At 75.3% G+C, this 25,422-nt stretch carries 20 protein-coding genes; 13 read left to right on the top strand and 7 right to left on the bottom strand.

Annotated elements, in window-relative coordinates; translation table 11 throughout:
• The 5 genes from ACFQ6N_RS36845 to ACFQ6N_RS36865 all read left to right on the top strand — a co-directional run.
• Positions 1 to 1,624 (top strand): hypothetical protein (locus ACFQ6N_RS36845; RefSeq protein ID WP_380658465.1); only part of this gene is annotated, 1,624 nt, incomplete at its 5' end.
• Positions 1,621 to 2,934, top strand: coding sequence for a hypothetical protein (locus ACFQ6N_RS36850; protein WP_380658466.1), 1,314 nt, complete (start codon positions 1,621 to 1,623; stop codon positions 2,932 to 2,934). The genes ACFQ6N_RS36845 and ACFQ6N_RS36850, both read left to right, overlap by 4 nt.
• A complete protein-coding gene (locus ACFQ6N_RS36855; RefSeq protein WP_380658467.1) occupies positions 2,931 to 4,928 on the top strand; it encodes a VWA domain-containing protein in 1,998 nt (665 codons plus the stop codon). The genes ACFQ6N_RS36850 and ACFQ6N_RS36855 overlap by 4 nt, the downstream gene beginning before the upstream one ends.
• Positions 4,929 to 4,967: 39 nt before the next feature.
• Positions 4,968 to 5,363 carry a hypothetical protein gene (locus tag ACFQ6N_RS36860; RefSeq protein WP_380658468.1) on the top strand — a complete coding sequence of 132 codons (396 nt, stop codon included), beginning with the start codon at positions 4,968 to 4,970 and terminating at the stop codon, positions 5,361 to 5,363.
• An 85-nt stretch (positions 5,364 to 5,448) separates the two neighbouring features.
• The gene (locus ACFQ6N_RS36865) at positions 5,449 to 6,021 is read left to right on the top strand and encodes a GNAT family N-acetyltransferase (RefSeq protein WP_380658469.1); all 573 of its coding nucleotides are present in this window, start codon (positions 5,449 to 5,451) and stop codon (positions 6,019 to 6,021) included.
• Between the two features lie 116 nt (positions 6,022 to 6,137).
• On the opposite strand, the gene ACFQ6N_RS36870 is transcribed toward ACFQ6N_RS36865, so the two are convergent.
• On the bottom strand, positions 6,138 to 8,075 hold the full coding sequence (locus tag ACFQ6N_RS36870) for a glycoside hydrolase family 5 protein (RefSeq protein WP_380658470.1): 1,938 nt from the start codon (positions 8,073 to 8,075) through the stop codon (positions 6,138 to 6,140).
• Positions 8,076 to 8,195: 120 nt separating this feature from the next.
• The gene (locus ACFQ6N_RS36875; protein ID WP_380658472.1) at positions 8,196 to 9,851 is read right to left on the bottom strand and encodes an alpha/beta hydrolase; all 1,656 of its coding nucleotides are present in this window, start codon (positions 9,849 to 9,851) and stop codon (positions 8,196 to 8,198) included.
• Positions 9,852 to 10,072: 221 nt separating this feature from the next.
• On the opposite strand from ACFQ6N_RS36875, the gene ACFQ6N_RS36880 reads away from it, so the two are divergent.
• From ACFQ6N_RS36880 to ACFQ6N_RS36905, 6 genes are all read left to right on the top strand, one after another.
• Entirely contained in the window at positions 10,073 to 11,257 is a 1,185-nt protein-coding gene (locus tag ACFQ6N_RS36880; RefSeq protein ID WP_380658485.1) for a Rieske 2Fe-2S domain-containing protein, read from the top strand.
• A 144-nt stretch (positions 11,258 to 11,401) separates the two neighbouring features.
• Positions 11,402 to 13,051: a serine/threonine-protein kinase gene (locus ACFQ6N_RS36885; RefSeq protein ID WP_380658473.1), complete on the top strand. Its 1,650-nt coding sequence runs from the start codon at positions 11,402 to 11,404 to the stop codon at positions 13,049 to 13,051.
• 267 nt (positions 13,052 to 13,318) lie between these two features.
• The gene (locus ACFQ6N_RS36890; protein ID WP_380658474.1) at positions 13,319 to 14,137 is read left to right on the top strand and encodes a BTAD domain-containing putative transcriptional regulator; all 819 of its coding nucleotides are present in this window, start codon (positions 13,319 to 13,321) and stop codon (positions 14,135 to 14,137) included.
• 59 nt (positions 14,138 to 14,196) lie between these two features.
• Positions 14,197 to 14,985 (top strand): 3-oxoacyl-ACP reductase FabG, encoded by a 789-nt coding sequence (gene fabG, locus ACFQ6N_RS36895; RefSeq protein ID WP_380658475.1) that lies wholly within the window; start codon positions 14,197 to 14,199, stop codon positions 14,983 to 14,985.
• 62 nt (positions 14,986 to 15,047) lie between these two features.
• On the top strand, positions 15,048 to 17,378 hold the full coding sequence (locus ACFQ6N_RS36900; protein ID WP_380658476.1) for a condensation domain-containing protein: 2,331 nt from the start codon (positions 15,048 to 15,050) through the stop codon (positions 17,376 to 17,378).
• 72 nt (positions 17,379 to 17,450) lie between these two features.
• Positions 17,451 to 17,885 carry an SRPBCC family protein gene (locus tag ACFQ6N_RS36905; RefSeq protein WP_380658477.1) on the top strand — a complete coding sequence of 145 codons (435 nt, stop codon included), beginning with the start codon at positions 17,451 to 17,453 and terminating at the stop codon, positions 17,883 to 17,885.
• 51 nt (positions 17,886 to 17,936) lie between these two features.
• On the opposite strand, the gene ACFQ6N_RS36910 is transcribed toward ACFQ6N_RS36905, so the two are convergent.
• The 5 genes from ACFQ6N_RS36910 to ACFQ6N_RS36930 all read right to left on the bottom strand — a co-directional run bounded on the left by ACFQ6N_RS36910 (position 17,937) and on the right by ACFQ6N_RS36930 (position 23,804).
• Positions 17,937 to 18,788 carry a hypothetical protein gene (locus ACFQ6N_RS36910; RefSeq protein ID WP_380658478.1) on the bottom strand — a complete coding sequence of 284 codons (852 nt, stop codon included), beginning with the start codon at positions 18,786 to 18,788 and terminating at the stop codon, positions 17,937 to 17,939.
• Positions 18,789 to 18,940: 152 nt separating this feature from the next.
• Positions 18,941 to 19,882, bottom strand: a complete 942-nt coding sequence (locus tag ACFQ6N_RS36915; protein WP_380658479.1) for a TIGR01777 family oxidoreductase — start codon at positions 19,880 to 19,882, stop codon at positions 18,941 to 18,943.
• Positions 19,883 to 20,078: 196 nt separating this feature from the next.
• Complete coding sequence (locus ACFQ6N_RS36920; RefSeq protein WP_380658480.1) at positions 20,079 to 21,608, bottom strand: M1 family metallopeptidase; 1,530 nt, start codon at positions 21,606 to 21,608, stop codon at positions 20,079 to 20,081.
• Between the two features lie 357 nt (positions 21,609 to 21,965).
• The gene (locus tag ACFQ6N_RS36925; protein WP_380658481.1) at positions 21,966 to 22,214 is read right to left on the bottom strand and encodes a DUF5302 domain-containing protein; all 249 of its coding nucleotides are present in this window, start codon (positions 22,212 to 22,214) and stop codon (positions 21,966 to 21,968) included.
• 204 nt (positions 22,215 to 22,418) lie between these two features.
• Positions 22,419 to 23,804: a rhodanese-like domain-containing protein gene (locus ACFQ6N_RS36930; RefSeq protein ID WP_380658482.1), complete on the bottom strand. Its 1,386-nt coding sequence runs from the start codon at positions 23,802 to 23,804 to the stop codon at positions 22,419 to 22,421.
• Positions 23,805 to 24,113: 309 nt separating this feature from the next.
• Between ACFQ6N_RS36930 and ACFQ6N_RS36935 the strand changes: the two genes are divergently transcribed.
• Together ACFQ6N_RS36935 and ACFQ6N_RS36940 are read left to right on the top strand one after the other, a co-directional pair.
• Positions 24,114 to 24,533, top strand: coding sequence for a rhodanese-like domain-containing protein (locus tag ACFQ6N_RS36935; RefSeq protein ID WP_380658483.1), 420 nt, complete (start codon positions 24,114 to 24,116; stop codon positions 24,531 to 24,533).
• Positions 24,530 to 25,279: a sulfite exporter TauE/SafE family protein gene (locus ACFQ6N_RS36940; RefSeq protein ID WP_380658484.1), complete on the top strand. Its 750-nt coding sequence runs from the start codon at positions 24,530 to 24,532 to the stop codon at positions 25,277 to 25,279. Before ACFQ6N_RS36935 ends, ACFQ6N_RS36940 begins: the two co-directional genes overlap by 4 nt.
• The last annotated feature ends 143 nt before the right edge of the window (positions 25,280 to 25,422 follow it).

Genomic DNA, 25,422 nt, shown 5'->3' on the forward strand with positions numbered 1-25,422 from the left:
GCTGGTGCCGTGCGGCTGGCACGGGGGCGCGCCGGCCGGCGACCCGGCCGGCGCACCGACGGTGCTGCTCGCCGACCTGCACTCGCTGGAGGTCGCCGACGAGGTGCAGCGCGAACTGCTCTGCAACCTGCTGCGTGAGCACTCCCCCACCCTGATCGCCCTGACCGGGCGGCAGCTGTACGGCGCCGAGGGCGTGCCCAGCGGGGGTTCGGCCCGGCTGTCCCGGGCCACCGACCAGGTCACCACCCGGTACGTCGCCTCCTTCGCCCCGCAGCACCTCGACCGGGTCCGCACCGCCCTGCGGCAGGAGGAGCGGCTGGCCCGGCTGGAGGCGATGGACGTCAACCCGCTCGGCGAGGCCGAGTTCGACGCGGCGGGGGACGTCACCCTGCGGCTGGTCGACGGGCAGGTGTCGGTCTCCTCGGCCATGGCGCACGCGCTGCTCGTCCAGGCTCTGGCGGTGCGGGCCCGGGAGCTGGCCCGCACCGGCCGCCGGGTCGGGGCCGTGCCGCAGCCCCTGGTGGAGCGCAACCGGGCCCGGGCCGTGGCGCACGGGCTGGCCGCCGGGTTCGAGGCCGAGCAGCAGACCGCCCGGCGGACCGGCCGGGCGACCGGGCCGGCGGCGGACCGGCGGCCCCGGACCGGCCAGGGCCAGGGCCAAGGCCAGGGCCAGGGCCAGGACGGGCGCCCGCGCACCGTCCGCGCCACCCGCGCCGCCGCCGCACTGCTGCGCGAACTGCTCCCGTGCTTCCGCCAGTTGGACGCCACCGCGGACGAACTCGGCCAGCTGTTCAGCGGCCTGGAACTCTCCGCCGGCCGCACCGGCGGCACCACCGGCGGCTACGTCCGCAACGAGAACGACCTGCTCGCCCGGTGGCACCAGTACGATCCGCGGCTGCTCGGACCCGAGCGGCTGGCCGACGGCCTGGCCCGGCCCGACTGGCTCACCCACGACCACATCGGCACCGCCAACTCCGCCCTGGCAGCCGGGAGTTCCGCGACCGCCCGGATCTGGCTGGCCGAGCAGCTGACCGTCCCCACCCCGGCGAAGGCCGCCCCCGCGGACACCCGGGCCCGGCCCACGACGGCCCCGCACACCCGCACCGCGTCCACCCGTACCCCGCCCCCGAACGGCGACCGCCGCCCACCCGCCCGGCGCTCGCCCGCCGAGGAACGGTTCCTGAACGACTTGGCCCGCCCCGGCGTGGACGCCGCACAGGCCCGGGCGGCCCTGCGCGCCTACTGCCGCTCGGGCGGAGCCGCCCTCGACCTGACCCGCGCCCTGCACGGCCGCGACCGGGAGCAGGGCAAGGCCCTGCGCCGGCTGCTGCGCCCCGAACCCGCCCTGCGCGTCCGGCTCGACGCCCCACCGGACGGCTGGGACGACCAGCGGCTCGCGAAGGCCGTCCGCGGCGCCACCGAGCAGGGCAGCGCCCTGCTGCACTGGGACGTCCCGGCCGCCGACCGGCCGCTGGTACGGGCCCGGCTGCGCGAACTGGGCCCCGCCCCGCACGGCCTGCGGACCGTGCTGCTCACCGATGTCGCCTACACCGCGAAGGCCGACGAGCGCCGGGGCACCGTGGAGGTCCTGCTGGTCGCCCCCGCCGAGGAGTCCGCCCGATGACGACCCCGCCCGCCGCCCGGCCGGTCCCCGTCCTGCTCGACCTGCGCGGCTACCTCGACGTGCCCGGCACCGCCGAGGGCCTGGTCGCCCTGTGGGCCCGGGTCGAGCCGACCGTGCTGACCCTCGACCCCCGGCAGGGCGCCCGCGTCGTCCTCGACTTCGGCGCCGCGGGCCGCGCCGGCGTCTGGTTCCTCGACCCGCTCGCGGCACCGCGCCCGCTCACCGCCGCCACGCCGTTCGAGGTCCGGGGCGTTCTCGAACCGGCGCAGGTCCGGTACGCCTGCGACACCTGCCGCGCCGCCGGCACCGAGACCTACGCGCCGTTCAGCTGCCCCGGCTGCGGGGACGGCACCCGGCCCGGGCGGGTCTGCGACGCCCACGTCCTGCTCCTCGACGGCAGCCTGCGCGCCTCCTGCGCCCGGCACGCCCCGCAGTGCCGCTGCGGGCAACCGGCCCGGGCGTGGTGCGGCGGCCCGCGCTGCCGCGCCACCCGCGCCTGGTGCGCCGACCACCTGGTCCGCCACCCGAACGACCCGGCCTTCGTCTACTGCCGGGACTGCTACGGCGAACGCTTCCCCAGCTGCGAGCAGAGCGGCTGCCCGGCCACCGCGCTCGTCCGCTGCGAGCACCGGACGCTGGAGCAACTCGCCACCGGCGACGCCTGCGGCAGCCGGATGTGCGCCGAGCACACCACGCGCTGGCAGATCTACGGCCCGTACAGCCGGGGCCTGGCACTGTGCCGGCTGCACCACCGGGGGCTGCGCTCGGCGACGCCCGAGGCGCTGGTCGACCTGGTCCTCGCCGGGACGGCCCTGCGCGCCCGGCACCGCGCCTCCCCCGGGTCGGACGGCCCCCGGCGGCAGGCGTTCCTGCCCCGGCTCTCCGTCGTCCGGCACATCTTCATCAACACCCGGGGAACCGTCCTCGACATGGGGGCGCTGGACGCGCTGTTCACCGGCCTGGAACGCCGGATCCCGCGCGACGGCCGGTCCGGCGGCACCCGGCTCACCGAGGCGGCACTGCAACTGCTGCGCCGGCACGAGCCCTCGCGCCGCGAGGACGTCCGACGGTTCGTCGCCGACCAGGGCGAGGGCCGGGCCCACTTCGACCGGCTGCTGGAACTCCTGCGCTCCACCGGCAAATCCGAACTGGCGGCGGCCGTCGTCTTCTCCGACTACCGCAGCCGCAGCCGGATCCTCTACGTCAAGGTGCCGCCCGACCTGCGCGGCCGCTTCTACGGCACCAAGCGCTCGCACGTCAACGAGCTCAAGCAGCGGCTCGGCATCGACATCCAACTGGAGCGGGAATGACTCTCCTCGGCCGCGGCGGCACCACCTTCGGCGCGCGGGACACCCGGCTGGTCAGCGCCGCCGGCCCCGGCCTGGTCGACGGCAACCGGCTGGCCGTCCCGGCCGAGCGGCTGACCGCCGAGGCCCCGGGCCGGCTGCTCGCCGGAGCCGGTGCCCGGCCGGTCGCCGTCCGGCTCGTCCCGGTGCCAGGACTGCCCGCCGACGTCGTGGTGGCCCCCGAGGCGCTGGCCGAGGAGCACCGGCTCGCCACCGCCGACTGGCACCTCGCCCCGGCCCCGGCGACCGCGCCCGCCGCCCTCGAACTGGAGTCGCCGGAGGCGCTGTCCCTCGACGCCGCCGTCCTCGCCGTGCAGCGCTCACCGCTGCTCGGCGGCCACGTGTTCCAGTACGACGCGGACTCCGGCCAGGACACCTGGATCGACGTGGACGGCCTGCCCTACCGGGTCCGCTCGGCCACCGGCCCGGAGGGGCAGCCGGTCGACGGCCTGCTCGCCGTCGGCCCGGCCACCCGGCTCAGCGTCTTCGCCCCCAGCGGGCGCAGCGGGGTGGACGTCGTCGTCCTCGCCGACTGCAGCGGCTCGATGGGCGTCAACGACATCCCGGACCGGCGCGAGTCCGCGCACCGGTTCGGCTCCCGGTGGAACGCCCCCACCACCATCACCCGGATGGACGCGCTGAAGCGGGCCCTGCGCGCCATGATCGACGCCCGCGCCGGGGTGGACGGCCTGGTCACCCGCTTCGCCCTGGTGCGCTTCGACCTGGCCGCTCACACGCTCTTCCCGGACCGCGACGGCATGGCCGAGGCGACCACCGGCCCCGGCGACCGCACCCTGGAGCAACTGCGCGGCGCCGTCACCCTGTTGAAGCACGACAACCAGGCGACGGACATCGGCCGCGCCCTGCACAAGGCCGCCGAGCTGCTGCACCGGCACGGCGTCCCCGGCAACGAGCGGCTGATCGTGCTGGTGAGCGACGGCGCCCACTGGGCCCCGCTCAGCGAGGAGCGCAGCGGCGAGTCGGTGGCCGGCACCGAGGACCCGGTCTCGCTGATGGAGGACCTGCACGCCGGCCTCGGCATCCGCCTGCACGCCGTCGGCATCAGCGACCCGGACCTGTTCGGCCGCTGGTGGGAGCAGCTGCGCCGGCAGGACCCCACCCTGCGCGAGCCCCCGGAGAACCTCGTCCCCAACCACGAACTGCTGGGCCGGCTGGTCGAGGTGGCCGGCGGCGACCGGCACCGGATCGGCGGCATGGACGTCCTGGAGGAGTACTTCCACGAGCTGGGCAGCGGCATCGTGCGGGTGGCGGGCCGCCCCGCGACCGGCCACCTCCCGCCGTTCCAGCTCGATCCGGCCGCACTCGCCGCCGCCCCGGCGCAGGACCGCGCGGTCGGCGCGGAGCAGCGCCGCCACTGGGAGCGCGAGGTCGAGGAACTGCTGCGGATGTACGCCGAGGTCTGCTCGGCCTCCTCCACCCGGCTCGGCTACCCGCTGTTCCGCACCTCGGTCGCCGACATCCCCCGGCTGCACCTGCTGGCCACCGGCCACGCCGAGTTCACGGCCTGGCTGGCCGTCGCCTACAAGGTCTTCGACGAGCGGCTGCACGAGCAGCTGCGCAGCCGCAAGCGCGACCCGGGCGACCTCGACCTGCCCGAACTGGCCGACGCCTTCTGGGGCGTACGGCTCGGCGAGGTGCACGGACTGCGGAACTACTTCCTGCACGACCCGGAGGCCCGACGGCGCACCCCGGAGCAGAACCGCGAGATCGGCGAGGTGATCCTCAAGCACACCGGGAAGTACGCGGTGGCCGAGGACGACGCGGAGGGCTGGCACCGGCTCCAACTCGGGCTGCTGGGCAACCTGGCGGGCGTGCTGGCGGACGCCTACCGGATCCTGGTCACCGCCCCGCCGGCCCCGGCCGCACCGCAGGCACCGGCAGAAGCGCAGGCACCGCCCGCGGCCCCGGTGGTCAGAGTGGTCCAGCTCTCCGACTGAACCGACCGGCCCGCCCGCCGGATCGGGGATGATCAGGGTGTGCTGGTCCACATCGAGAAGACACCGCAGACCCCCGGGCGCCCGATGACCGTCCGGGTCGACTCGGCGATCGGCAGCGCCGTGGTGACGTGGTGCGGCGATCCGCGGGAGGCGGACGGCCCGCGGTACGTGGAGTGGACGGTCGACGAGTCCGTCCGCTGGGGCCGCAACACCCGGCCCGCCGCGCTTCCCGCGCCCGGGATCCGCCAGGAGGCCGCGCTGGTCGTCCTGCGCGGGCGGCTGAGCCTCACCGAGGACGGCGCGGCCGTCCTCGAACTGGGCGACACGCACGTGCTGTTCGACCTCGACGGTCCCGCCCCCGGCGGCATCGACGGCACCTGGGTGGAGGTCCGCGTCGAGCCCGACCGGGTGTCCCTGTACCCGTACGAGCTCTGACCCGCTCCGCGACCTGCGGTCCGCCCCGGCGGGCCGGGCGGAAAACCGGTGGCCGGGGGCATGATCCCCGTGTTAGCAATGTGACATGCTACATGGCACTCACATCACCCTCCGGGCCCGGCACGACGCCGACATCCCCGTCCTCCAGACCGAACTCCACGACGACGTGGCGACCCGCTCGCGGGCCGACTCCCGGCCCTGGCGGCCCCTTCCGCCGGGATCCCCGCAGTCGCCCTACCTGGTCGGCGCGCCGTCCGACGAGGCCGCCTGCTTCTCCGTGGTCGAGACGGCCACCGGGGAGCTGGCCGGGGAGGCCCTGGTCTGGGGCATCGACACCCACAACCGCAGCGCCCACCTGGGCGTCGCCCTGCTGCCGGGCCACCGCGGCCGCAGGCTCGCGCCGGACGTCCTGCGGGTGCTCTGCCGGTACGCCTTCCCGGTGCTCGGCCTGCACCGGCTGCAACTGGAGACGGCGGCGGACAACGTGCCGATGCTGCGGGCCGCCGCCCGGGCCGGCTTCACCGTCGAGGGGCGGCTGCGCCACGCCTCCTGGGCGTGCGGGGAGTTCGTGGACCAGACCGTCCTCGGGCTGCTGGCCGAGGAGTGGCGGGACGAACAGGCCGGCGCGACCCCGGACGATGGCCAGGCCGCCGTCTGAGCGCACCCTGACGCGGGTTCACTCACGGAAGGCCCCGACCGCCCCGGGCCCGTCGCGTACGTCGCGTACGTCGCGTACGTCGCGTACGTCGCGTACGGGCCCGGCGCGGCGGGCACTCAGGCGAGCGGGCGGCAGAGCAGGGCGTCCGGGACGCCGTAGTGGAGCCACCGCCAGGTGTAGGCGACCCCGGCGAGGTACTCGCCGTCGCCGCACTGGCCCTTGTAGTGGCCCGGCGCCCAGTCGCTCGCGCCGGAGCCGCCGGTGGCGGGCCGGTTGTCGCCGTGGTCGAACCAGACGTCGCGGCCGGTGAGGGGCAGCGGCGCCGCGGTGGGCGCGCACAGCAGGGCGGACATGGCGTCGCCGTGCACGCTGTACCCGACGGCGAAGGTCCGGTCGGGGCACTGGAGCTTGTTGTAGCCGGGTGCCCAGTCCCCGCCGGTGACGTAGCGCTCGTCGGTGACCGCCGTCCAGTCGCCGCTTGCGGTAGCGGGCGCGCCGGCGTCGGTGCACAGGCCCCGGCTGTCGCCGCGGCCGAGGCCGGTGAGGCGCTGCCCGTCCGGGCAGTTGCCCTTGCGGTTGCCGCCGCTCCAGTCCGGGAGGGCGAGCATCCGCCGGGACACGTTCTGGTCGCCGTGGTCGAGGTCCAGCATGTTCCAGTGGTCCACCCGGGCGACCTGGCCGGTCAGTGACGGGGCGTCGACCAGCTTGTGCCAGTCGGCGGCCCGCCAGTCGCCGGGGTCGGTCAGGCCGGTCCGCTTCCCGGCGGTGTCGTAGGAGAGCAGCGCCCAGCTGTCCAGCGGCGTGCCGCCCGGGTCCGCCCAGCCGACGAGCGGCCAGACGGCGAAGTCGGTGTCGTTCCTCGCGAGCAGGTCGGTGAAGGTGTGCAGCCAGGCCTGCTCCTTGGCGTCGGTGGAGCCGCGTCCGCCGGCGCCGAACTCGCTGATCCACACCGGGGCGGTGAAGTGCCGGCCCGCCTGGGTGACGAACAGCGCCTGGTCGTCGACGACCCGGGCGAACTGCTCGGGGGTGAAGTCCTCGTAGCGGGGGTCGTTCGTCGCTCCGGGGCCGCTGCCGGCGCCGGTGTTGGCTGGGCCGGTGTAGGCGTAGAAGTGCGCGGAGTACACCAGTTTCCCGGAGTCGACCAGGGTGTGGGAGAGGGTGCGCACGGGCGTCAGCATCGGGCGGCCGTGGCTGAACGGCGCGGCGGGGATGCCGTACCAGTTGATGCCCTCCATGACGACGAGCAGGTCCGGGTCGGCTTGCAGGATCCGGTTTCCGGCCTCCTCGAAGGCGGCGTACTCGTCGTGGGCGTCGCCCAGGCCCCAGTTGGGGTCGTCCCAGGTGTCGCGGCGGACCTCGTTGCGCAGGTCGGCGCCCACCACCCGCTTGTTCGCCTTGTAGCGGTTCGCCATGAACACCCAGTCGTCCTCCCACTGCGCGGTCGACTGGCCGCTGTTCCAGCGCTCGTTGCCGTCCAGGCCGCAGCAGAACCGGTAGCTCGTGGTGTGGTTGTTGAGGATGACGGCGAACCCGTCGGCGGTGAGCGCCTCGACCACGGCGTCGAACACCTGGAGCGGGGTCCGGCCGCGCAGTCCCGGGTTGGCCGTGACGGCGGAGTCCGGGACCGGGGCGGTGTCGCGGACCATCGCGTCGGCGAACGGCAGCCGGATGCTGTTGAGTCCCAGTCCGTGGAAGTCGGCCAGGAGTTGTGCCATCGGCACCCGGTCCAGGCCGAGCGGGATGTTGTGCGACACCTGCCCGGCCTGGTTGTTCGCGGGGTCGTCGGCGTTCCCGCTGCCTTCCCAGGTGCCTTGGGCTCCGGCCCAGTTGGCGGCTTTCAGTTTGAAGCGGTCGCCGTGGGCGTCCACCAGGTAGCGGCCGCGGGTGCTGAGCGGGCCGGTCCAGTCGGCCGGCACCGGTGCGGCGGTGCGGTGTTCGGGCCCGGCGGTGGTGCCGGCGGGGGCCGCGATGCCGGAGCCCGCCGTCACGGCGGCGAGGGCGGGCAGACAGGCGGCCAGGGCGAGCAGGCGGGTTCCGAGTCTCTTCATGGTCATCCCCGGGTGTGGTGAGGGTGGCGCGGAGGGCGGGCCGGTGCCCTCGGCGGGGACCGACCATACTCGGACCGGTTACCGCCGGGTAGCCCGCGTACGGCGGGCCACCCGGGGTCCGGGCCGCTACCTCAGGACGCCGTGCACGGCCTCCGGGTCGGTCGGCGAGAGGCGGGCGGCGGGCACGGCGGCCGTGCCGGCCGCACCCGCGGCGGGGGCGGCCAGGGCGGCGGCCGGCGGCGGCGTCACGAACACCGGGGCCGGGTCGGCCCCGGGGGCGCAGGTCTTGGCGATCCGGCCCTTGCCGTCGGGCAGGCTGCCGTCGCGCAGGTAGGCGGTGAAGGTGTCGTCCAGGCAGGGGTTGTCGTGGAAGAGGATCTCGTGGAAGCTGCCGCCGGTCTGGACGACGAGCTTGGAGCCGGGCAGCGCGTCGTGCATGGCCAGGCCGCCCTCGTACGGGGTGGCGGCGTCCTCGGTGGCCTGGAAGAGCAGGACCGGGGGCAGCCCCTTGCCGGTGATCTTCAGCCGGCCCGCCGGGTTGCCCTGCTGGGGCCAGAACATGCAGGCGGCGTTGTACCACATGTTGTTATAGGTGTAGAAGGGCGCGGTGGCGTTCACCTTCGCCTGGTCCTTCTTCCAGACCTCCCAGTCGCGCGGCCACGCGTTCTCGGTGCACTGCGCCGCGTTGTAGGCCGGGAAGGCGCCGTCGTCCGCCCCCGGGGCCGCGTACCTGTTGTACGCGATGTTCAGCGGCCGGGTGTCGTGCTGGGTGAGGTAGGCGGAGAGCACGGTCGCCATCCGGGGCCAGCGCAGGAAGTTGTACCCGCCGCCATAGAAGGTGTCCTCGAACTCGGCCGGGCCGATCCGGCCCGGGGCGGGGGCGGCGTCCACCGGGTCCTTGCGCAGGGCGTCCTCGACCTGGCCGTAGGCCTTCTCGACGGCGGCGGCGTCGGTGCCCAGGTGGTAGACGGAGTCGGCCTTGGCGGCCCAGGCCGCGAAGGCGTCGAAGCGGCGCTGGTGCTCCTTGTCCTGGAGGATGTTGTGGTCGTACCAGCTGATGGTCGGTCCGACGATGCTGTCCAGCACCATCCGGCGCACGTGCGAGGGGAACAGCTGGCCGTAGGTGGAGCCCAGCGAGGTACCCCAGGAGCCGCCGTAGAAATTGATCTTCGGGACGCCGAGCGCGCGGCGGATGCTGTCCATGTCCCGCGCGTTGTCGACCGTGGTCATGTGCGGCAGCAGCCAGGACCAGTCGGCCGCGCAGTCCGCGGCGTAGCCGGCGGCCTTCTTCAGCCAGGCCTTCGACGTGCCCTGGCTCACCTGGTAGTCGGGGCGCTCGGCGTCGAAGTAGTGGGCGTCGCAGACCACATGGGGGTCGCTGCCGTTGGTGCCGCGCGGGTCGAAACCGATCCAGTCGTAGGTCGAGGCGACGTCCGCCGGAAGCTTCCCGGAGATGTAGGCGGGCATCCAGAGCCCGGAGTCGCCGGGGCCGCCGGGGTTGAGCAGGATCGGGCCCTGCTGCTTGTCCTTGGGCGCGGTGGCGGGCAGCCGGTTCAGCTTGATGCGGATCTTCCGCCCGCGCGGGTCGGTGTAGTCCACCGGGACGTCGAGCATCGCGCACTGCAGCGCGGGGGTGGCGGTGTCGCCGCAGGAGGTCCAGGCGAGCTTCCCCTGGCCGGTGTCGGCCAGGTCGGTGGCGTCGGGTCCGGCGGCGGAGGCGGAGGTCCCGCCGAGGGCGGCGACGGCCGTGACGGCCGCGAGCAGGGAGACGGCTTTTCTCATGGGGAGCATGATGTGACATGTGCAATGGCACTTCCAGGGAACCGACCGGAATTTGCCAAGCTTTGACCATTCAGAATCTGACAGATCATCAGACTTCTCCGCTCTTACGGAGGTTGTCCGTGCGAGTGATCGCCATCCGTGGCTAGCATCTGAAATGCATTCTGTTCGAGCGCTAATCGCCTGGGAGGGGCGGCGCCGGACGGCCCCCGACAGGAGAGTCCATTCACGTGTCCCACAAGCACGTCCACCCCGTCAGCGACCGCCCCACCGCGGCCGACCTCGCCCTGCCACCGGCACTGCCCTACCCCGACGGCTGGTCCGCCCTCGCCTTCTCCGCCGAGCTCCGGCCCGGCACCGTCCTGACCCGCCAACTCGCGGGCGAGGACGTGGTGCTGTACCGGCTGCGCAACGGCCGGCTGCGCGCGATCCGCCCGCACTGCCCGCACCTGGGCGCCCACCTCGGCCTGGCGAAGGTCGAGGGCGACGACCTGGTCTGCCCCTTCCACCTCTTCGCCTACGACGCCGACGGCAGCTGCGTGCGCACCGGCTACGGCACCCCGCCGCCGAAGGCCTCCCTGGCGCAACTGCCGGTCCGCGAGGTGAACGAGGCGGTCTTCGTCTGGCGCCACCACGACGGCCGCGAGCCGGACTGGGAGATCCCGTCCTGGCACCGGCTCGGGGACGGGCGCCAGCCGCTGCGGCACGCCTCCTTCGAGATGCCCGGCTACGCCCAGGACGTCATGGAGAACTCCTTCGACCTGGGCCACTTCGTCACCCTGCACGGCTGGCCGCAGGGCGAGTTGGCGGCACCGGTGTCGTTCGACGGCACCGGCTTCCACATCTCGATGCGGGTCCAGGAGACCTTCCCGCTGCTCGGGCTGCGGCAGGTCGACGTCGAGGTCGACGGGTACGGCCTCGCCGCCCTGCACACCGACGTCCGCACGCCCTCGCTCGGCCTGGAGATCTGCTCGCTGGTGATGGCCACCCAGGTCGCCCCCGGCCGGATGCAGCTGCGGCAGGCGAGCCGCTTCCTCATGCGGGAGCCCGCCGGACTGCCGCCGGCCGTCGCCCGCACGGTCAGCCGGGCGGTGACCGCGCTGCTGGCCCGCCCGATGTTCAAGCGCAACATCGAGTTCACCGCGGCCGACTTCCCGATCTGGTCCACCAAGAAGTACCTGTCGCCGCCCCGGCTCGCCCAGGGCGACGGCCCGATCGGCGCGATGCGGCACTGGGCCCGGCAGTTCTACCCGCCGGACCGGCAGGCGCACCTCCCCGCCGCCGCCACCGCCCCGGGCACCGCCGCCACCGCGACCGCCGCCGCCCCGGGCACCGCCCCGGACGGCAGGCCCGCCGAGGCCCGCACCGACGTCGCCGCCAACGCCTCCGGCGGGCCCGCGCGCGGCTGACCGGCTCCGCGCCGACCACCGGCCCGCGCCGCTCCCCGGGCCACCGCGCCCGCCCCCTCCCCCGCCGTCCGGAACCGGAACCGGACCTCCGGGCGGTACCGTCTGGCTGGGGGACGGGGCGGGCGCGGCGAGGGGGGAGTCGGCGTGGAGGCGCTGGAGGACGGCGATCCGCGGCAGGTGGGCGAGTACCGCCTGCTGCGAAGGCTGGGTGCGGGCGGGATGGGCCGGGTGTACCTCGGCCGGACGGCGGGCGGGCGCACCGTCGCCGTCAAGCTGGTGCACGACCAGTACGCGGGGGACCCGGAGTTCCGGGTGCGGTTCCGCAACGAGGTGGCCGCCGCCCGGCAGGTCGGCGGGCGGTGGACGGCCCCGGTGCTGGACGCGGACACCGAGGGCGCCCGGCCGTGGGTGGCCACCGGCTACGTCGCCGGCCCCTCGCTGGGCTCCGCCGTACGGGACTTCGGCCCGCTGCCCGGCCCGGCCGTCCGCTCGCTCGGGGTCGGGCTCGCGGAGGCCCTGCAAGCCGTGCACGCCCGGGGGTTGGTGCACCGGGACGTCAAACCGTCGAACGTGCTGCTGGCCCTGGACGGCCCGCGCCTGATCGACTTCGGGATCACCCGGGCCCTGGACGCGGCGACCGCGCTCACCCGCTCAGGCTTCGTGGTCGGCTCCCCCGGCTACCTCTCCCCCGAGCAGGCCGAGGGCCGGGGCGCCGGGCCCGCCTCGGACGTCTTCTCGCTGGGCGCGGTGCTCGCCCACGCGGCCACCGGCACCGCGCCGTTCGGCGCGGGGGTGAGCGCGGCCGTGATGCTCTACCGGGTGCTCCACGAGGAGCCCGAACTCCGCATCGGGGACCCAGGGTTGCACGCCCTCGTGGCGGACTGCCTGGCCAAGGACCCGGCCCGGCGGCCCACTCCGGAGCAGCTGCGCGAACGGCTGACCGCACAGGACCGGGCGGCGGGTGAGCGGCTGGAGCGGCGGGACTGGCTGCCGCCCGCGATCGCCGCCGCGCTGGCCGCGCTGGCGGTGGAACTGCTGGACCTGGACGCCGAGTCGCCCGCGCCGCCACCGCCCGCGCCGCTGGGCCGGTTCGGCCCTCCGGCGCCGTGGACCGCCGCCCCGCCGCCGCCCGCCGCGGCCACCACCGTCCCCGCGCCGTCCCCGTCTCCGTCCCCCCGCCCGTATCCGTCCCCGTCTCCGTCCCCGCGCCCGTTCCCGACCCCGGCGGGCCCGGCGCCCGTGGGCCCGGCGCGGCCCGGCGGCCGCAGCGGGCGCGGCGCCCTGGTCGGGTCGGCCGCCGTCGTGCTGGCCGCGGCGGTGGCCGGCACGGCGGTGTTCCTGGCCACCCGGGACACCGGGGACGACGGCGCCGGTACCGGAAGGCCCGGGGCCGGAACGCCGCCGCCGGCCGTCGCCACGACGCCCGCCGCCACGACCCCCGCCGCCACGACCCCCGACGGCGCGATCCCGGCCGCCTTCCTCGGCACCTGGCAGGGCACGCTGGGCAGCGAACAGACCTTCCTCAGACCGGACTTCACGATCGTCCTCGGCCAGGGGCGGCCGAACGACCCGGTCGCCCGGATCCACAACAACGGCGGGGCCGGCACCCGCTACTGCGATGCCGTCGCCGACCTCGTCCAGGCCACGGCGGACCGGGTGGTCCTGCGCACCGCGCCGATGAACTCGCTGAGCGGCTGCACCGCCGACCCGCACGACCAGGTGTACTCCCGCAACCCGGACGGCAGCCTGCACCTGCTGGTCGGCGGCTTCTCGGGCGACCTGCGCAGGAAGTGACCCCGTGCCGCCCGCGCGGCGGGGAGCCCGCCGGGCGGCACCGCGCCCCGGAGGGCGCCACCAGAGCGCCCGGAACCACGCTCGACGGGCACTTGAGGAATCCGGCCCGTGCCCGCGGACGCAACTAGGGTGCGACGCATCAACCCCACCATTCCGCGCATTCGAACACCTGCCCGATCCTCGGGCATGCGTCCACACCCGCCGACCCGTCCACCGTCCTCCGAGCCGTCCACCGTCCACCGACCCGCGCACGAAAGGAGAACCGCCATGCAGCTCAAGGTCCTGGGCCCCCTCACCGCCGACCTCAACGGCATCTCCGTCGTCCCCTCCGCCGGCAAGCAGCGCCAGATCCTCGCCCTCCTCGCGCTCTACCCCAACCGGATCCTGCCCACAGCCACCCTGATCGAGGAGATCTGGGGCGACGACCCGCCCAGACAGGCGCTCACCACCATGCAGACCTACATCCTGCAACTGCGCCGCCGCATCACCCACGCCCTCGGCCCGACCCCGCACACCACCGCCAAGGACGTCCTCACCACCCGCCACGGCGGCTACCAGCTCACCACGCACCCGGACAACCTGGACGTCCACACCTACAACCTGCTGACCACCCAGGGCCAGCACGCCTTCAACCACGGCCACGACCACCAGGCCGCCACCCACTTCCGCCAGGCCCTCGCGCTCTGGCACGGCCCGGCCCTGGTCGACGTCCGGCCCGGACCGATCCTCACCATCGAGATCATGCGCCTGGAGGAGAGCCGGCTGATCACCCTGGAACGCCGCATCGACACCGACCTGCGGCTCGGCCGGCACAACGAGCTGATCCCCGAACTCACCCACCTGACCCACCAGCACCCGCACCACGAGGGCCTGCACGCCCAGGCCATGGTCGCGCTCTACCGGGCCGGCCGGCAGAGCAGCGCCCTCACCGCCTACCACCACCTGCGGCACCGGCTGACCTCCGAACTCGGCATCCAGCCCTCCCCGCACCTCCAGCACCTGCAGCACGCGATCCTCACCCTGGACCCGACCCTCAACACGCCCACCACGGCCCACCCGACCACGTACAACCTGTACCCGGCCTGAGCACCGCCCGGACGGCCGTCCCCGCCGCCCTCTCCCAGCCCTCACCCACAGGACGCGTCATGACCACCGCACCCGAGCAACCCCTCGCCCTGATCACCGGCGGCACCCGCGGCATCGGCCTGGCCATCGCCCGCGAACTCGGCAGCCGCGGCCACCGTGTCTTCATCTGCGCCCGCACCGCCGAGCACATCGACGAGGCGGTGGACACCCTGCGCGGGGAGGGCCACCAGGCCGCCGGCACCACCTGCGACGTCCGCGACCCGGCCCAGGTCGCCGAACTGATCCGGAACGCGGTGGCCGAGCACGGCCCGATCACCGTACTGGTCAACAACGCCGGACGCACCGGCGGCGGGCCGACCGCGACCACCACCGACGACCTGTGGTACGACGTCATCGACACCAACCTGAACGCCGTCTTCCTGGTCACCAGGGAGACCCTGCGGCACGGCCACATCACCAGCACCGCGCACCCGCGCATCATCAACATCGCGTCCACCGCCGGGAAGCAGGCCGTCACCCTGGGCGCGCCCTACACCGCCAGCAAGCACGCCGTGATCGGCTTCACCCGGGCCCTGGCCAAGGAACTGGCCCCGACCGGGACCACCGTCAACGCGATCTGCCCCGGCTACGTCCAGACCCCGCACACCACCCGCATCCACCACGAGTACGCGACCGCCTACAACACCACGCCCGAGACCATCCACCAGCACTTCCAGACCCACATCCCGCTCGGCCGCTACACCACACCCGAGGAGGTCGCCTCGCTGGCCGGCTACCTCACCTCGCCGACCGCCGCCAGCATCACCGCCCAGGCGCTCAACGTCTGCGGCGGCCTCGCCACCCAGTAACCCCGGCGCGATCCTGGCCGGCCCACGGGAAGGACTCGGGCTCCGGTGCCCGCTGATCAGCGATGACGAACCGTCAGTTCTCCAGTGCACCCGTCACCTTGCTGGTGTCCGGCGCTCCCGCGCCCGAGCCCTGCCTGCCCGCGGCCCGGCCGCCGAGACCGCTCGACGCGGGAGCGGTCAGCGCCGCCCTGGCCCGGACGGCGGCCCGTCCCCACCGGTCACCCGCCCGGCCCGCCCGGATGCCGGAGTTCCTGCTGGCCGAAGTGCACCGGGCGTACGAGCCGGACGTGCTGCGCGCCGCGCTGCGGACCGTCGCACCGGACGCCGCCGGGGACCCGCTCTGGCAGCGGACCGCGGACGGCCCCGAGGCCCTCGACCGGGTGATCACCGAACTCGGCCGCAGCCTGGCCGACGGGCCCCGGCTGCGCGCCGTCCTGGTCGAGGACCGGCCGGACGGCGACGGCCGGACACGGCTCTTCGTCGGCATCGCGCCCGGGCCGCCCGGCCGCGCCGTCGAACTGCTGGACGAGCTGCGGGAGGCGCTGGCACACCCGCCGGAGCCCGTCACCGTGCCCACCAGCGCACTGCAACGGGAGCTGCTCGGCCAGGTCCTCGACCGGCCGGACCACGGCGGCCGGCACGTCGAACAGCTCTCCTGGAACTGGCACGGACCGCTGGACACCGAGCGCTTCACCGCCGCCTGGCAGTCCGTCATCGACCACGAGACGGTGCTGCGCGCCGCCTTCGACTGGGACGAGACGGACACCGGCGAATCCTGGATGGTGCTGCACGACCGCGCCGCCCCCGAGGTGACCCGGCACCCGCACGGCACCGCCGACTGGGAGGAACTGCTCGCCGCCGACCGCCGGCGCGGCTTCGACCTGCGCCGCCCCGCCCTGCTGCGCGCCACCCTGCTCGACGCCCCGCCGGACGCCGAGGAGGGACCCGCCACCCGGGTACTGCTCAGCTACCACCACGCGATGCTGGACGGCTGGAGCGTGCGCCTGCTGCTCCAGTCCTTCTACCGCGCCTACCTGACCGGCGGCGTCCTGCCCGGCGGCGAACGCCGCCCGGACGTCCGCGACCACGCCCGCTGGCTGCACGACCAGGAGACCGGGCCCGCCCGGCAGTTCTGGTCCACCCGGCCGGCGGCCACGGCCGTCCTGCCGCTCACCCCCGACCCGCGCCGGCGCGGCAGCGGCCGGGCCCGGCGCCGGCTCACCCCGTACGAGGCGGTCCGGCTGCGCGGCTGGGCGGCGGCCTGGGGAGCGGGCGAGAGCAGCGCCCTGCAAGCCGCCTGGGCGCTGCTGCTGTACCGGGCCGCGCAGTCCGGCCGGCCGCGCCGCCCCGCCCGGCCGGTCCGGGTCGGCTTCGCGGTCACCGTCTCCGGCCGGGGCATCCCGCTGGACGGCATCGACCGGCTGCCCGGCGCACTGCGCAACCCGCTGCCGATCTCGGTCCGGGTCCACCCCGGCACCACCGTGCCGCAGCTGCTCGCGGCGCTGCGCGACGGGGTGCTCGACCTCGCCTCGTACGAGTGGGTCTCGCCCGGGCAGGCGCGGCGCTGGACGGCCGGCGCGCGCGGGCAGCGGCCCAACAGCCTGATCGTGCTGGAGCACCAGCCGACCTCCCCGCACCACCTGCGGCTGGAGACCGACCTGGCCGCGCACGGCATCCACGTCGAGAGCCCGACGCCGTCCGGCACCTTCACCTCCTACCCGATCACCCTCACCGCCCACTACGACGCCACCGGCGGCCTGGTCCTCACCGCCACCCACGACCGCGCCCTGCTCGCCGACCGGGACGCCGTCGAACTCCTCAGCCAGAGCGCCCACCTGCTGCGCACCTTCCCGGACCTGCCGAGCGGGCTGGGCACCACCGAGGTGCTGCGCTCCGCGCTCGCCGGGACCCGGGCACTCCGGCCGGGCGGCGCCGACCACGGGTCCGCGCCCGCACCCCCGGACGCCCCGGATGCCGGGGACGCCACGGACACCACGGACGCTGGGGACGCCACGGACGACGACGGCCCGACGGTACGGCTCGACGTGCTGCGCCGGGCCTCCCGTCCGGGCGCCGGCTGGGTCCTGCTGCTGCCCCCGCCCGGCGCCCCGCACACCCCGTTCCCCGGCGCCGCCCGGGGCTGGCCCGGCCCGCAGGCCCTCGGCGTGCTGCGCGCCGCCGACCACGACCCGCCCCCGGCCGCCTACCGCCCGGTACTCGGCCCGCTGCTGGAGTCGGGCGCGCCGGTCGCGCTGGTCGCGCCGCCGGGGCTGGGCGTCACCGCGTACGAGATCGCCCGGCTCGGGGCCCCGGCCGAGCCGCCGCTGGTGGTGCTGCTCGGCGCGGAGGAGGACCTGGCGGCGGTCGCCGCGCTGCTGGGCGGGCACCCGTAGCGGGAACGGCCGTGGGTCGGTCCCCCACGCCGGCACTCGGACGCGCGGGCCGGGCGGCGCTACGGTGGGCCCGTGGCCCGTTTCGTCCTGACCCGCCGTTCCCCGCTGCCCCCGGCCGTCTGCTGGGAGCGGCTGACCGCCTGGCCCCGGCACGGGGACCGGGTGCCGTTCACCCGGGTCGGCGTCGCCCGGGGCACCGGCCGGGAGGTGGGCGATGTCGTCCTGGCCCGGACGGCCCTCGGACCGCTGCGGTTCGACGACCCGATGGAGATCGTCGAGCTGTCCGTTCCCGGGCCCGGGCGGGACGGCCTGTGCCGGCTGGCCAAGCGCGGCCGGCCGGTGCGCGGCGGGGCCGTGCTGCGGGTCCGGGCGGTGGAGGGCGGCAGCGAGGCGGTCTGGGCGGAGGAGCTGCTGATCGCCGGCCTGCCCTGGTTCCTCGATCCGCTGGTGGCGGGGGCCGGCCGCCTGGTCTTCGGGCGGGTGCTGGACCGGCTGCTACGGGCGTAGCCCCGCCGGCCCGGGAACGGATCCGGGAGCGCGGCCCGGGATCCCGGGCGCCTACCGCCCGGCCGCGCGCCAGGCCAGGTACTGCTGGCGGACGTACCCGCGCGGGTCGCCGTCGGCGGTGACGCCGTCGTGCTCGGCCAGCCGCCCGGCCGTGAACAGGGCCGCCGCCACCCGCTGGGCGTCCGCGTCCCCCTGGTCGAGCGCCAGCCGGTCCTCCAGCGCGGCGCGGCGCAGCAGTCGGGCGCGCCGCCGCCGGATCGGCTCGTTGCCGCGGTGCCGGTACGCGTCCAGGTCCCGGCCCTCGTCGGCGGTGCCGGGCGCGTCCGCGTACGCCTGCTCCGGGGTGGGCACCGGCCCGACCGGCACGGTGCGCACGGGCGGGGGCGGGAGCGGTGGCAGCCCGTGGGCGGCGAGCACGGCGTTCGCGAACTCCGGCCGGTCGACGGGCAGGCCGCGTCGGCCGAACAGGGCGAACAGCTCGGCGAGGGCGCGCGGTTCACCGCCGCGCGGCCGGTCCTCGTCGGTGGTCACGAGTTCGCCGAGGAGGGGGCCCCAGAGCCGGCCGGGCGGGTCGGCCAGGCGCAGCCGGAGCCGGAGCCGGTGCGCGCCGGTCTCCGGCTCCTCGTCGAACTCCATGGCCAGTCCGCGGAGTTCGGCCCAGCTGTAGCGCTTGGGGACCAGCAGGACGACCACGGCGAGGCCGGTCTCCTTCTCCCGCAGCCGGAAGGTGTGCGGTACGCCGAGGGTCACCGCCGCCACGATCGCCGCGCCGGTCAGCAGGGTCGGGCCGACGCCCACGGCGCCGGTCTCGTTCAGCACGATCACCGCGGCCAGGGCGAGCAGGCACCCGACCCCGATGATGTCCACCCGCCGCCGCATGAACGCCAGCCGTACCGTCGTCATCCCGCCCCTCCCCGTACGTCGCTCCCAGCCTCATGGTCGCCGTCCGGCCCGGACAAGCGCGGGCCCGCAGCTGTGACGGCCCCGTGACGAACCCGCCGCCCGTGGAGGAGGCCCGTGGCCGGGCCCCCGTGGCCGGGCCCCGGTGGCCCGCACTACCTCCCCCGCAGCCGCCGCACCAGGTCGCGGGCGGCGTCCGGCCAGTGCGGGTGGTCGAAGGTGAAGCCGGCGTCGAGCAGCCGGGTCGGCACCACGCGGCGGCTCTTCAGCAGCAGTTCGCTCTCGGAGCGGACGGCGAACGCGCCGAGTTCGGCCATCCAGCGGGTGGCGGGCAGGGCGAGCGGCATGCCCCAGGCCGTCCGCAGGTCGCGCATGAACTCGCGCTGGGGCAGCGGGTCCGGGGCGGCGAGGTTGACCGGCCCGGCCAGGTCCTGGTGGGCGATCAGGAAGTCGACGGCGCGGGCGAAGTCGTGCTCGTGGATCCAGGAGACGTACTGCGCGCCGCCCGCGATCGGGCCCCCGGCGCCGAGCCGGGCCAGCCAGGACAGCGAGTCGAAGGCGCTGCCGCGCTCGGGGCCGAGGAGGACGGCGGTGCGCAGCGCGACCCTGCGGGTGTGCGGGGTGTCGGCCCGCGTCTGGGCGAGCTCCCAGGCCCGGGCGATGTCGATGCTGTACTGCCAGGAGGCCGGGGCGTCGGGCTCGCCGCCGCCGATCAGGCCGTCGTGCTCGTCGTTCGGGGCGTCGTGCCGGTGGGCGTAGAGGGTGGCGGTGCTCATCTGGAGCCAGACGGCGGGCGGGCGGGCGGCTGCGGCGACCGCCTGGCCGACGACCGTGGTGGAGTCCACCCGGGAGTCCATCATGGCGCGCCGGTTGTCTTCCGTGTAGCGGCAGTTGACGCTGCGCCCGGCGAGGTTGACGACGACGTCGCTGCCGTCGACCTCCGCCGCCCAGGCCCCGAGCGTGCGCCCGTCCCAGCCGACCTGCCGGGGCCGGGTGGGCCTGCGGGTCAGCGTGACCACCTGGTGTCCGGCGGCGGTCAGGCTGCGGTCGAGCAGCGTCCCCAGGGCTCCGGAACCTCCGGGAATGACGATTTTCATGGGCTCCCCCTCGTGCCTCGACAGCTCCGAGCAGCGTAACCCACACTTCTGAACGTGTTCAATTATCCTGCCCGAAACCCCGAGGCCCGGCCCCCCGGCCCCCGAGCCCCGGAGCCCCGGAGCCCACGAGGGTGCGCAGAGCGGACCGGCGGCCCCCGCCGTGCGCGGAGACCGCCGGTTCCTCAGCGTGGGCCCGTCACTTCCGGTCCGCGTGGGCGGCGTTCGCCTCCTGGATCTTCTTCCAGGACTTCGGCTCGGCCGGCAGCTGCCCGTCGGCCCGGCCCGCGCCCGGCGCCAGGGAGGCGACGGCCCCGGCGCCCGCCGGCGACGGCCCGACGGCGGGCTTGCCGGGGGTGAACAGCCAGGTGTTCAGCAGGTCGCCGAGCTTCTTGCCGGAGACCTTCTCCGCGTACGCCTGGAACTCCGGGATGGTGGCGTTGCCGTAGCGGCGCTCGGTGGGCCAGCCCTTGAGGATCCGGAAGAACGTCTCGTCCCCGACGGTGTTGCGCAGCGCCTGGATGGCGACCGCGCCGCGCTGGTAGACCGCCAGGGAGAACTGGTGCTCCTCTCCCGGGTCGCCCGGCTTGACGCTCCAGAACGGGTCGGAGGCCGGGCGCGAGGCGTAGATGTAGTCGGCCAGTTCCTGCGCGGTGCCCTCGTTCTCGTGCTCGGACCAGAGGAACTGCGCGTACTGGGCGAAGCCCTCGTTGAGCCAGATGTCGCTCCAGCGGGAGAGCGAGACGCTGTCGCCGTACCACTGGTGGGCCAGCTCGTGCACGACCACCGACGTGTTGGATCCGCGCGCGAAGAGCCCGGACCCGTAGAAGACCCGGGTCTGGGTCTCCAGGGCGCCGCTGCTCCCGATGTTGGGCACGACGCCGCCGACCGAGCTGAACGGGTACGCGCCGAAGTAGCCGCTCAGCCAGTCCACCAGCTCGCCGGTGCGCTCCACGCTCGCCTTGGCCGCGTCCGCGTTGTCGCCGAGGTCCTTGCTGTACGCGTTGTAGACCGGCAGCCCACCGGCCGTGGTGTCCGTCGTGATGTCGAACTTCCCTATCGCCAGGGTCGCCAGGTAGGTGGCCTGCGGCTTGTCCTCGCGCCAGCTGAAGCGGGTCCAGCCGGCCTGGGAGGAGGTGCCGGTCAGGATGCCGTTGCTGATCACCTGGGTGCCGTTCGGCACCTGCACCGAGACGTCGAAGGTGGCCTTGTCGCTCGGGTGGTCGTTGCTCGGGAACCACCAGCCGGCCGACACGGGCTCGCCGGCCACCGCCGCGCCGTCCGGGGTACGGCGCCAGGCGGTGTAGCCGCCGTACTTCTCCACGGTCGACGGCACGTCCTTGTAGCGCACCACCACGGTGGCCTGGCTGCCCTTGGCGAGCGGCCGGGCCGGGGTGATCTCCAGCTCCTGGTCGCCACTGGTGGCGAAGGTCGCGAGCCGCCCGTTGACCCGGACCTCGGAGACCTTCAGCGCGAAGTCGAGGTTGAACCGCGACAGGTCCTGGGTGGCCGTGGCCAGGATGGTCGTGGTGCCCTCCAGCTCGTCGGTGGCGGGCTGGTACTTCAGCCGGATGTCGTAGTGCGAGACGCGGTACCCGCCGTTGCCCAGGGTGGGGTAGTACGGGTCCCCCAGGCCGTCCGCACCCGGCTGGAAGCCGGAAGCCGAGGCGGGGACGGCCAGGAACAGGCTCAGGGCACCGGCAGCGGAAACGATCAACCTCTTGCGCACGTGGTCCTCCAGGGATCACCGGAACGATCGGGTCGGATCGATCCTTGTCCCAACGACCCCTCGCCCGCTCCCCGTTTGTGAGAACTCGGTGAAAAAATACGACGGTACGACGGCTCGCGAAGCCCAAGGCGCAAATCGCCGGACGCTCCGTCAGCCGTGCCCGCCGTGAAGGGAGTTCGACTCCCCGGGCCCGGCCGGCCGGCGCCGCCGAAGGCGCGGACCGCGCACCCCCGGCAGGCAAGGCCCCGCGTCCGACGCACTCGAACGAAGACCCTGCCTGTCGCGTACGGCTGCGACCACCCGGTCAGGACCGGGTCGGACTGCCCCCGGCGTGCGCCGGGCCGTCAGCCGGGTCGATCAACCGCCGCTCTTGCGGCGGAAGTTGCGCTTGCCGCCCACCGCGCCGTGGGCGCCGTGGATCTTCGAGTCGCCGCTCGGGCCGCCGGCCGCGCCGTCGGACCTGGCGCCGTGCTTGCGCTCCAGGGCGGCGAGGAACCGGGCCTTGACATCGTCCTGGGCGGCGGGCGCGGGAGCCTCGGCGGCGGGCGCGTTCTCCGGGCTCTCAGTGCTCTCGGGGTGCTCGGATGACTCTACGTCGCTGCTCATGCGGAACCTCTTCCTCGGGGGGTGGTGGCGGTTGACGCCTCCAGGCACACCATGTCATGCCCGGGCGCCCCGTCCGCGCGCGGTACCGATCCTGTACGGACGGAACCCGCGCCCGCCCCCGCCCTCCGGGCCCGGCCGGACGCCTCCGGCGGGGCGCGGAGGGGCACCCGCGAGCAGGAGCGGCCCGGGGCGGGACGCCCGGGCTCAGGCCCGGACGGGGTGGACGAGGGCCTGCCAGGCGCCGTAGCCGCCGAGGAGGTCGGAGACGTCGGCGCGGCCGTGGTGGCGCAGCAGGCTGGCGGCGATGGAGGAGCGGTGGCCGCCGGCGCAGTGGACGACCAGGGGGCGGTCGGCGGGGATCTCCCCCAGGCGCTGCGGGAGCTCGGCCAGGGGGATGTGCAGGGATCCCTCGATGGATCCCGTTTCGCGTTCTCCGCAGGTGCGCACGTCCAGGACGGCGGGGGGCCGCTCGTCGGCGAGGGCGGCGCGGAGCCGGTCGGCGGTGAGGCGGCCGGCGGGGACGACCTCGTCGGCGAGGGCGGGCAGCGCGTTGCCGGGGTTGCGCAGGTAGCCGGCGATGCGGTCGAAGCCGATGCGGGCGAGTCGGGTGACGACCTCGCCCTCGCGGTCCTGCGGGGCGATGATCGCGATGCTGCTGTCGGGGGTGAGGACGGTGCCGGCCTGTTCGGCGAAGCGGCCGTCGACGGGGACGTTGACGGCGCCCCGGAGGTGTCCCGCACCGAAGTCCTCGGGACTGCGGGCGTCGAGGACGACGGCACCCGCGGCGCGCGCCGCCTTGAAGCCTTCGGGGCACAGCGGCGCGGGGGCGTTCGTACGGTCGAGCAGCGGGCGGTCCCGCCGGTTGAGGGTGGCGTCGTGGCCGAAGTAGGCGGGGGCGGCGGCCTGGCCGGCGGTGACCAGGGCGACGAAGGTCCGCTCGTCCATCGGCGCGCAGGCGTAGTTGGTGGCGCGCTCGCGGCCGATGGTGGAGCGGCGGTCGGTGGAGAGGTTCTTGCCGCAGGCCGAGCCGGCCCCGTGCGCGGGGAAGACCAGCGTCTCGTCGGGCAGGCCGAGGAGCTTGCGGTGGACGCTGTCGTAGAGCATGGCGCCGAGTTCGGCGGCGGTGACGCCGACCGAGGCGAGCAGGTCGGGGCGGCCGACGTCGCCGATGAACAGCGCGTCGCCGGTGAGGACACCGTACGGGACGGTGTCGTCGGGCTGCTCGAAGACCAGGATGCTGATCGACTCGGGGGTGTGTCCGGGGGTCTCCATGATCCGGAGGACGACGTCGCCGAGTTCGATCCGCTCGCCGTCGGCGAGCTCGCGGATCGGGTACTCGGTCTCGGCCCGCCGCCCGTAGCCGATCCAGGCGCCGGTGCGGGCGGCGAGTTCGAGGTGGCCGGCCAGGAAGTCGGCGTGGAAGTGGGTGTTGATGACACCGACGACGGTCAGGCCGCGCGCCGTGGCGTCGGCGAGGTACTCGTCGACGTCCCGGCGGGGGTCGACGATCACGGCCTGGCCGGTGGTCTCGTCGGCGATCAGGTAGGAGGCCTGGGAGAGGCAGTCGAGGTAGTACTGGCTGAAGATCACGGGGTGGTCTCCTCGTCGGGGCCGGGCGCCGCAGCGCGGTCTTGATACCCCCCTCGGTATGGGCGGCGGCCTGCTCGCACCATGGGGCAGATACGGGCGGGGGTATCGCGGAACGATTTCGATAATACCCCCGGGGGTACTATGGTGGGCGTCGAGGGGGCCCGGCCGCCGCCTCCCGGTCAGCACCGGCGGGGCCGGGGAAGCGAAGCGCCCGCCGCCGCACCCGGACCACCGGGCCCGGACGGACAGCCGGGGCGCCCCCGATCCGCCGGAACCGCCGCGGTCCGGCCCGCACCACTGGAGAGACCCTTGCGCCAGCTCCCGCCTGCCCCCGGACCGAACCGGACCGCACCGCACCGCACCGGGCGGACCGCCCAGGGCCCGAACCCGCCCGGGCAGACCACCCCCGCCCGGGCCCACGAGCTCGCCCGCACCGCGACCGCCGTCCTGCTCGACGTCCGGGAGGCCGCCGAGTTCACCGCCGGCCACGCCCCCGGCGCGCTCCACCAGCCGCTGATCGCCCTGGCCGCCGGCGTCCCGCTGCCGCCCGAGGCGGCCGGGCGGACCGTGCTCGCCCTCTGCCGCTCCGGCAACCGCTCCCGGTACGCCGCGGAGCTGCTCGCCGGGCGCGGCGTCGAGGTGCTGAACGTGGCCGGCGGCATGGACGCCTGGGCGCGGGCCGGGCTGCCGGTCACCACGCCCGCCGGCGGCACCGGGCACGTGATATGACCACGCTGATCCTGGCGCTCGCCGCCGGCGCGGTGGTCGGGCTCGCGCTGGGCGGACTCGGCGGGGGCGGCAGCATGCTCGCCGTGCCCGCCCTGGTCTACCTGCTCGGCTTCAGCCCGGCCCTGGCCACCACCGCCAGCCTGGTGATCGTCGCCGCGACCTCGCTGACCGGGCTGCTCGCCCACGCCCGGGCGGGCCGGGTCCGCTGGCGCACCGGCGCCCTGTTCGCCGCCGCCGGACTACCCGCCGCCGCGGCCGCCGGGGCCCTGTCCGCACACCTGCCGGGTGCCCTGCTGACCGGCGCCTTCGCCGTCCTCGCGGCGCTCGCCGCCTGGCGGATGCTGGCGCGGCCCAAGGCCGGCCGGCCGGAACGGTCCGCCGCCGGAGCCGCGCGTTCGACCGCGACGGGCGCCGGGCTCGGCGCCGTCACCGGGCTGCTCGGCGTCGGCGGCGGCTTCCTCGCCGTCCCCGCCCTGGTCTCGGTGCTCGCCTTCGGCATGGCCGAGGCGGTCGGCACCAGCCTGCTGGTCATCACCGCCAACTCCCTCGCCGCCCTGCTGCCCCGCCTCGGCGCCGCCGGCGCGATCGACTGGGCCGTGGCCGCGCCGTTCACCGGGGCCGCGATCCTCGGCGCCTGGGACGGCAAGCGGCTCGCCGACAAGCTCAGCGGGCGGACCCTGCAGAAGGCCTTCGCCGTCGCCCTGCTCGCCGTCGCCGTGCTGATGCTGGTCACCACGCTGAGCTGACGGCCGGGCCCGGGCCGGGCGGGCTTCCCCACCTCCCGCCCTCCCCCGGCCCGCCCTCCCTGCGCTCCGCCCCCTCCGCTCCGGCCTACCCCCGCTCCGCATATAATATAAGGCCTCCCCCCGCTCCGTGACTGATCTCTTGC

Origin of the sequence: Kitasatospora sp. NPDC056446 (assembly GCF_042796115.1) — a bacterium.
Lineage (GTDB): Bacteria > Actinomycetota > Actinomycetes > Streptomycetales > Streptomycetaceae > Kitasatospora.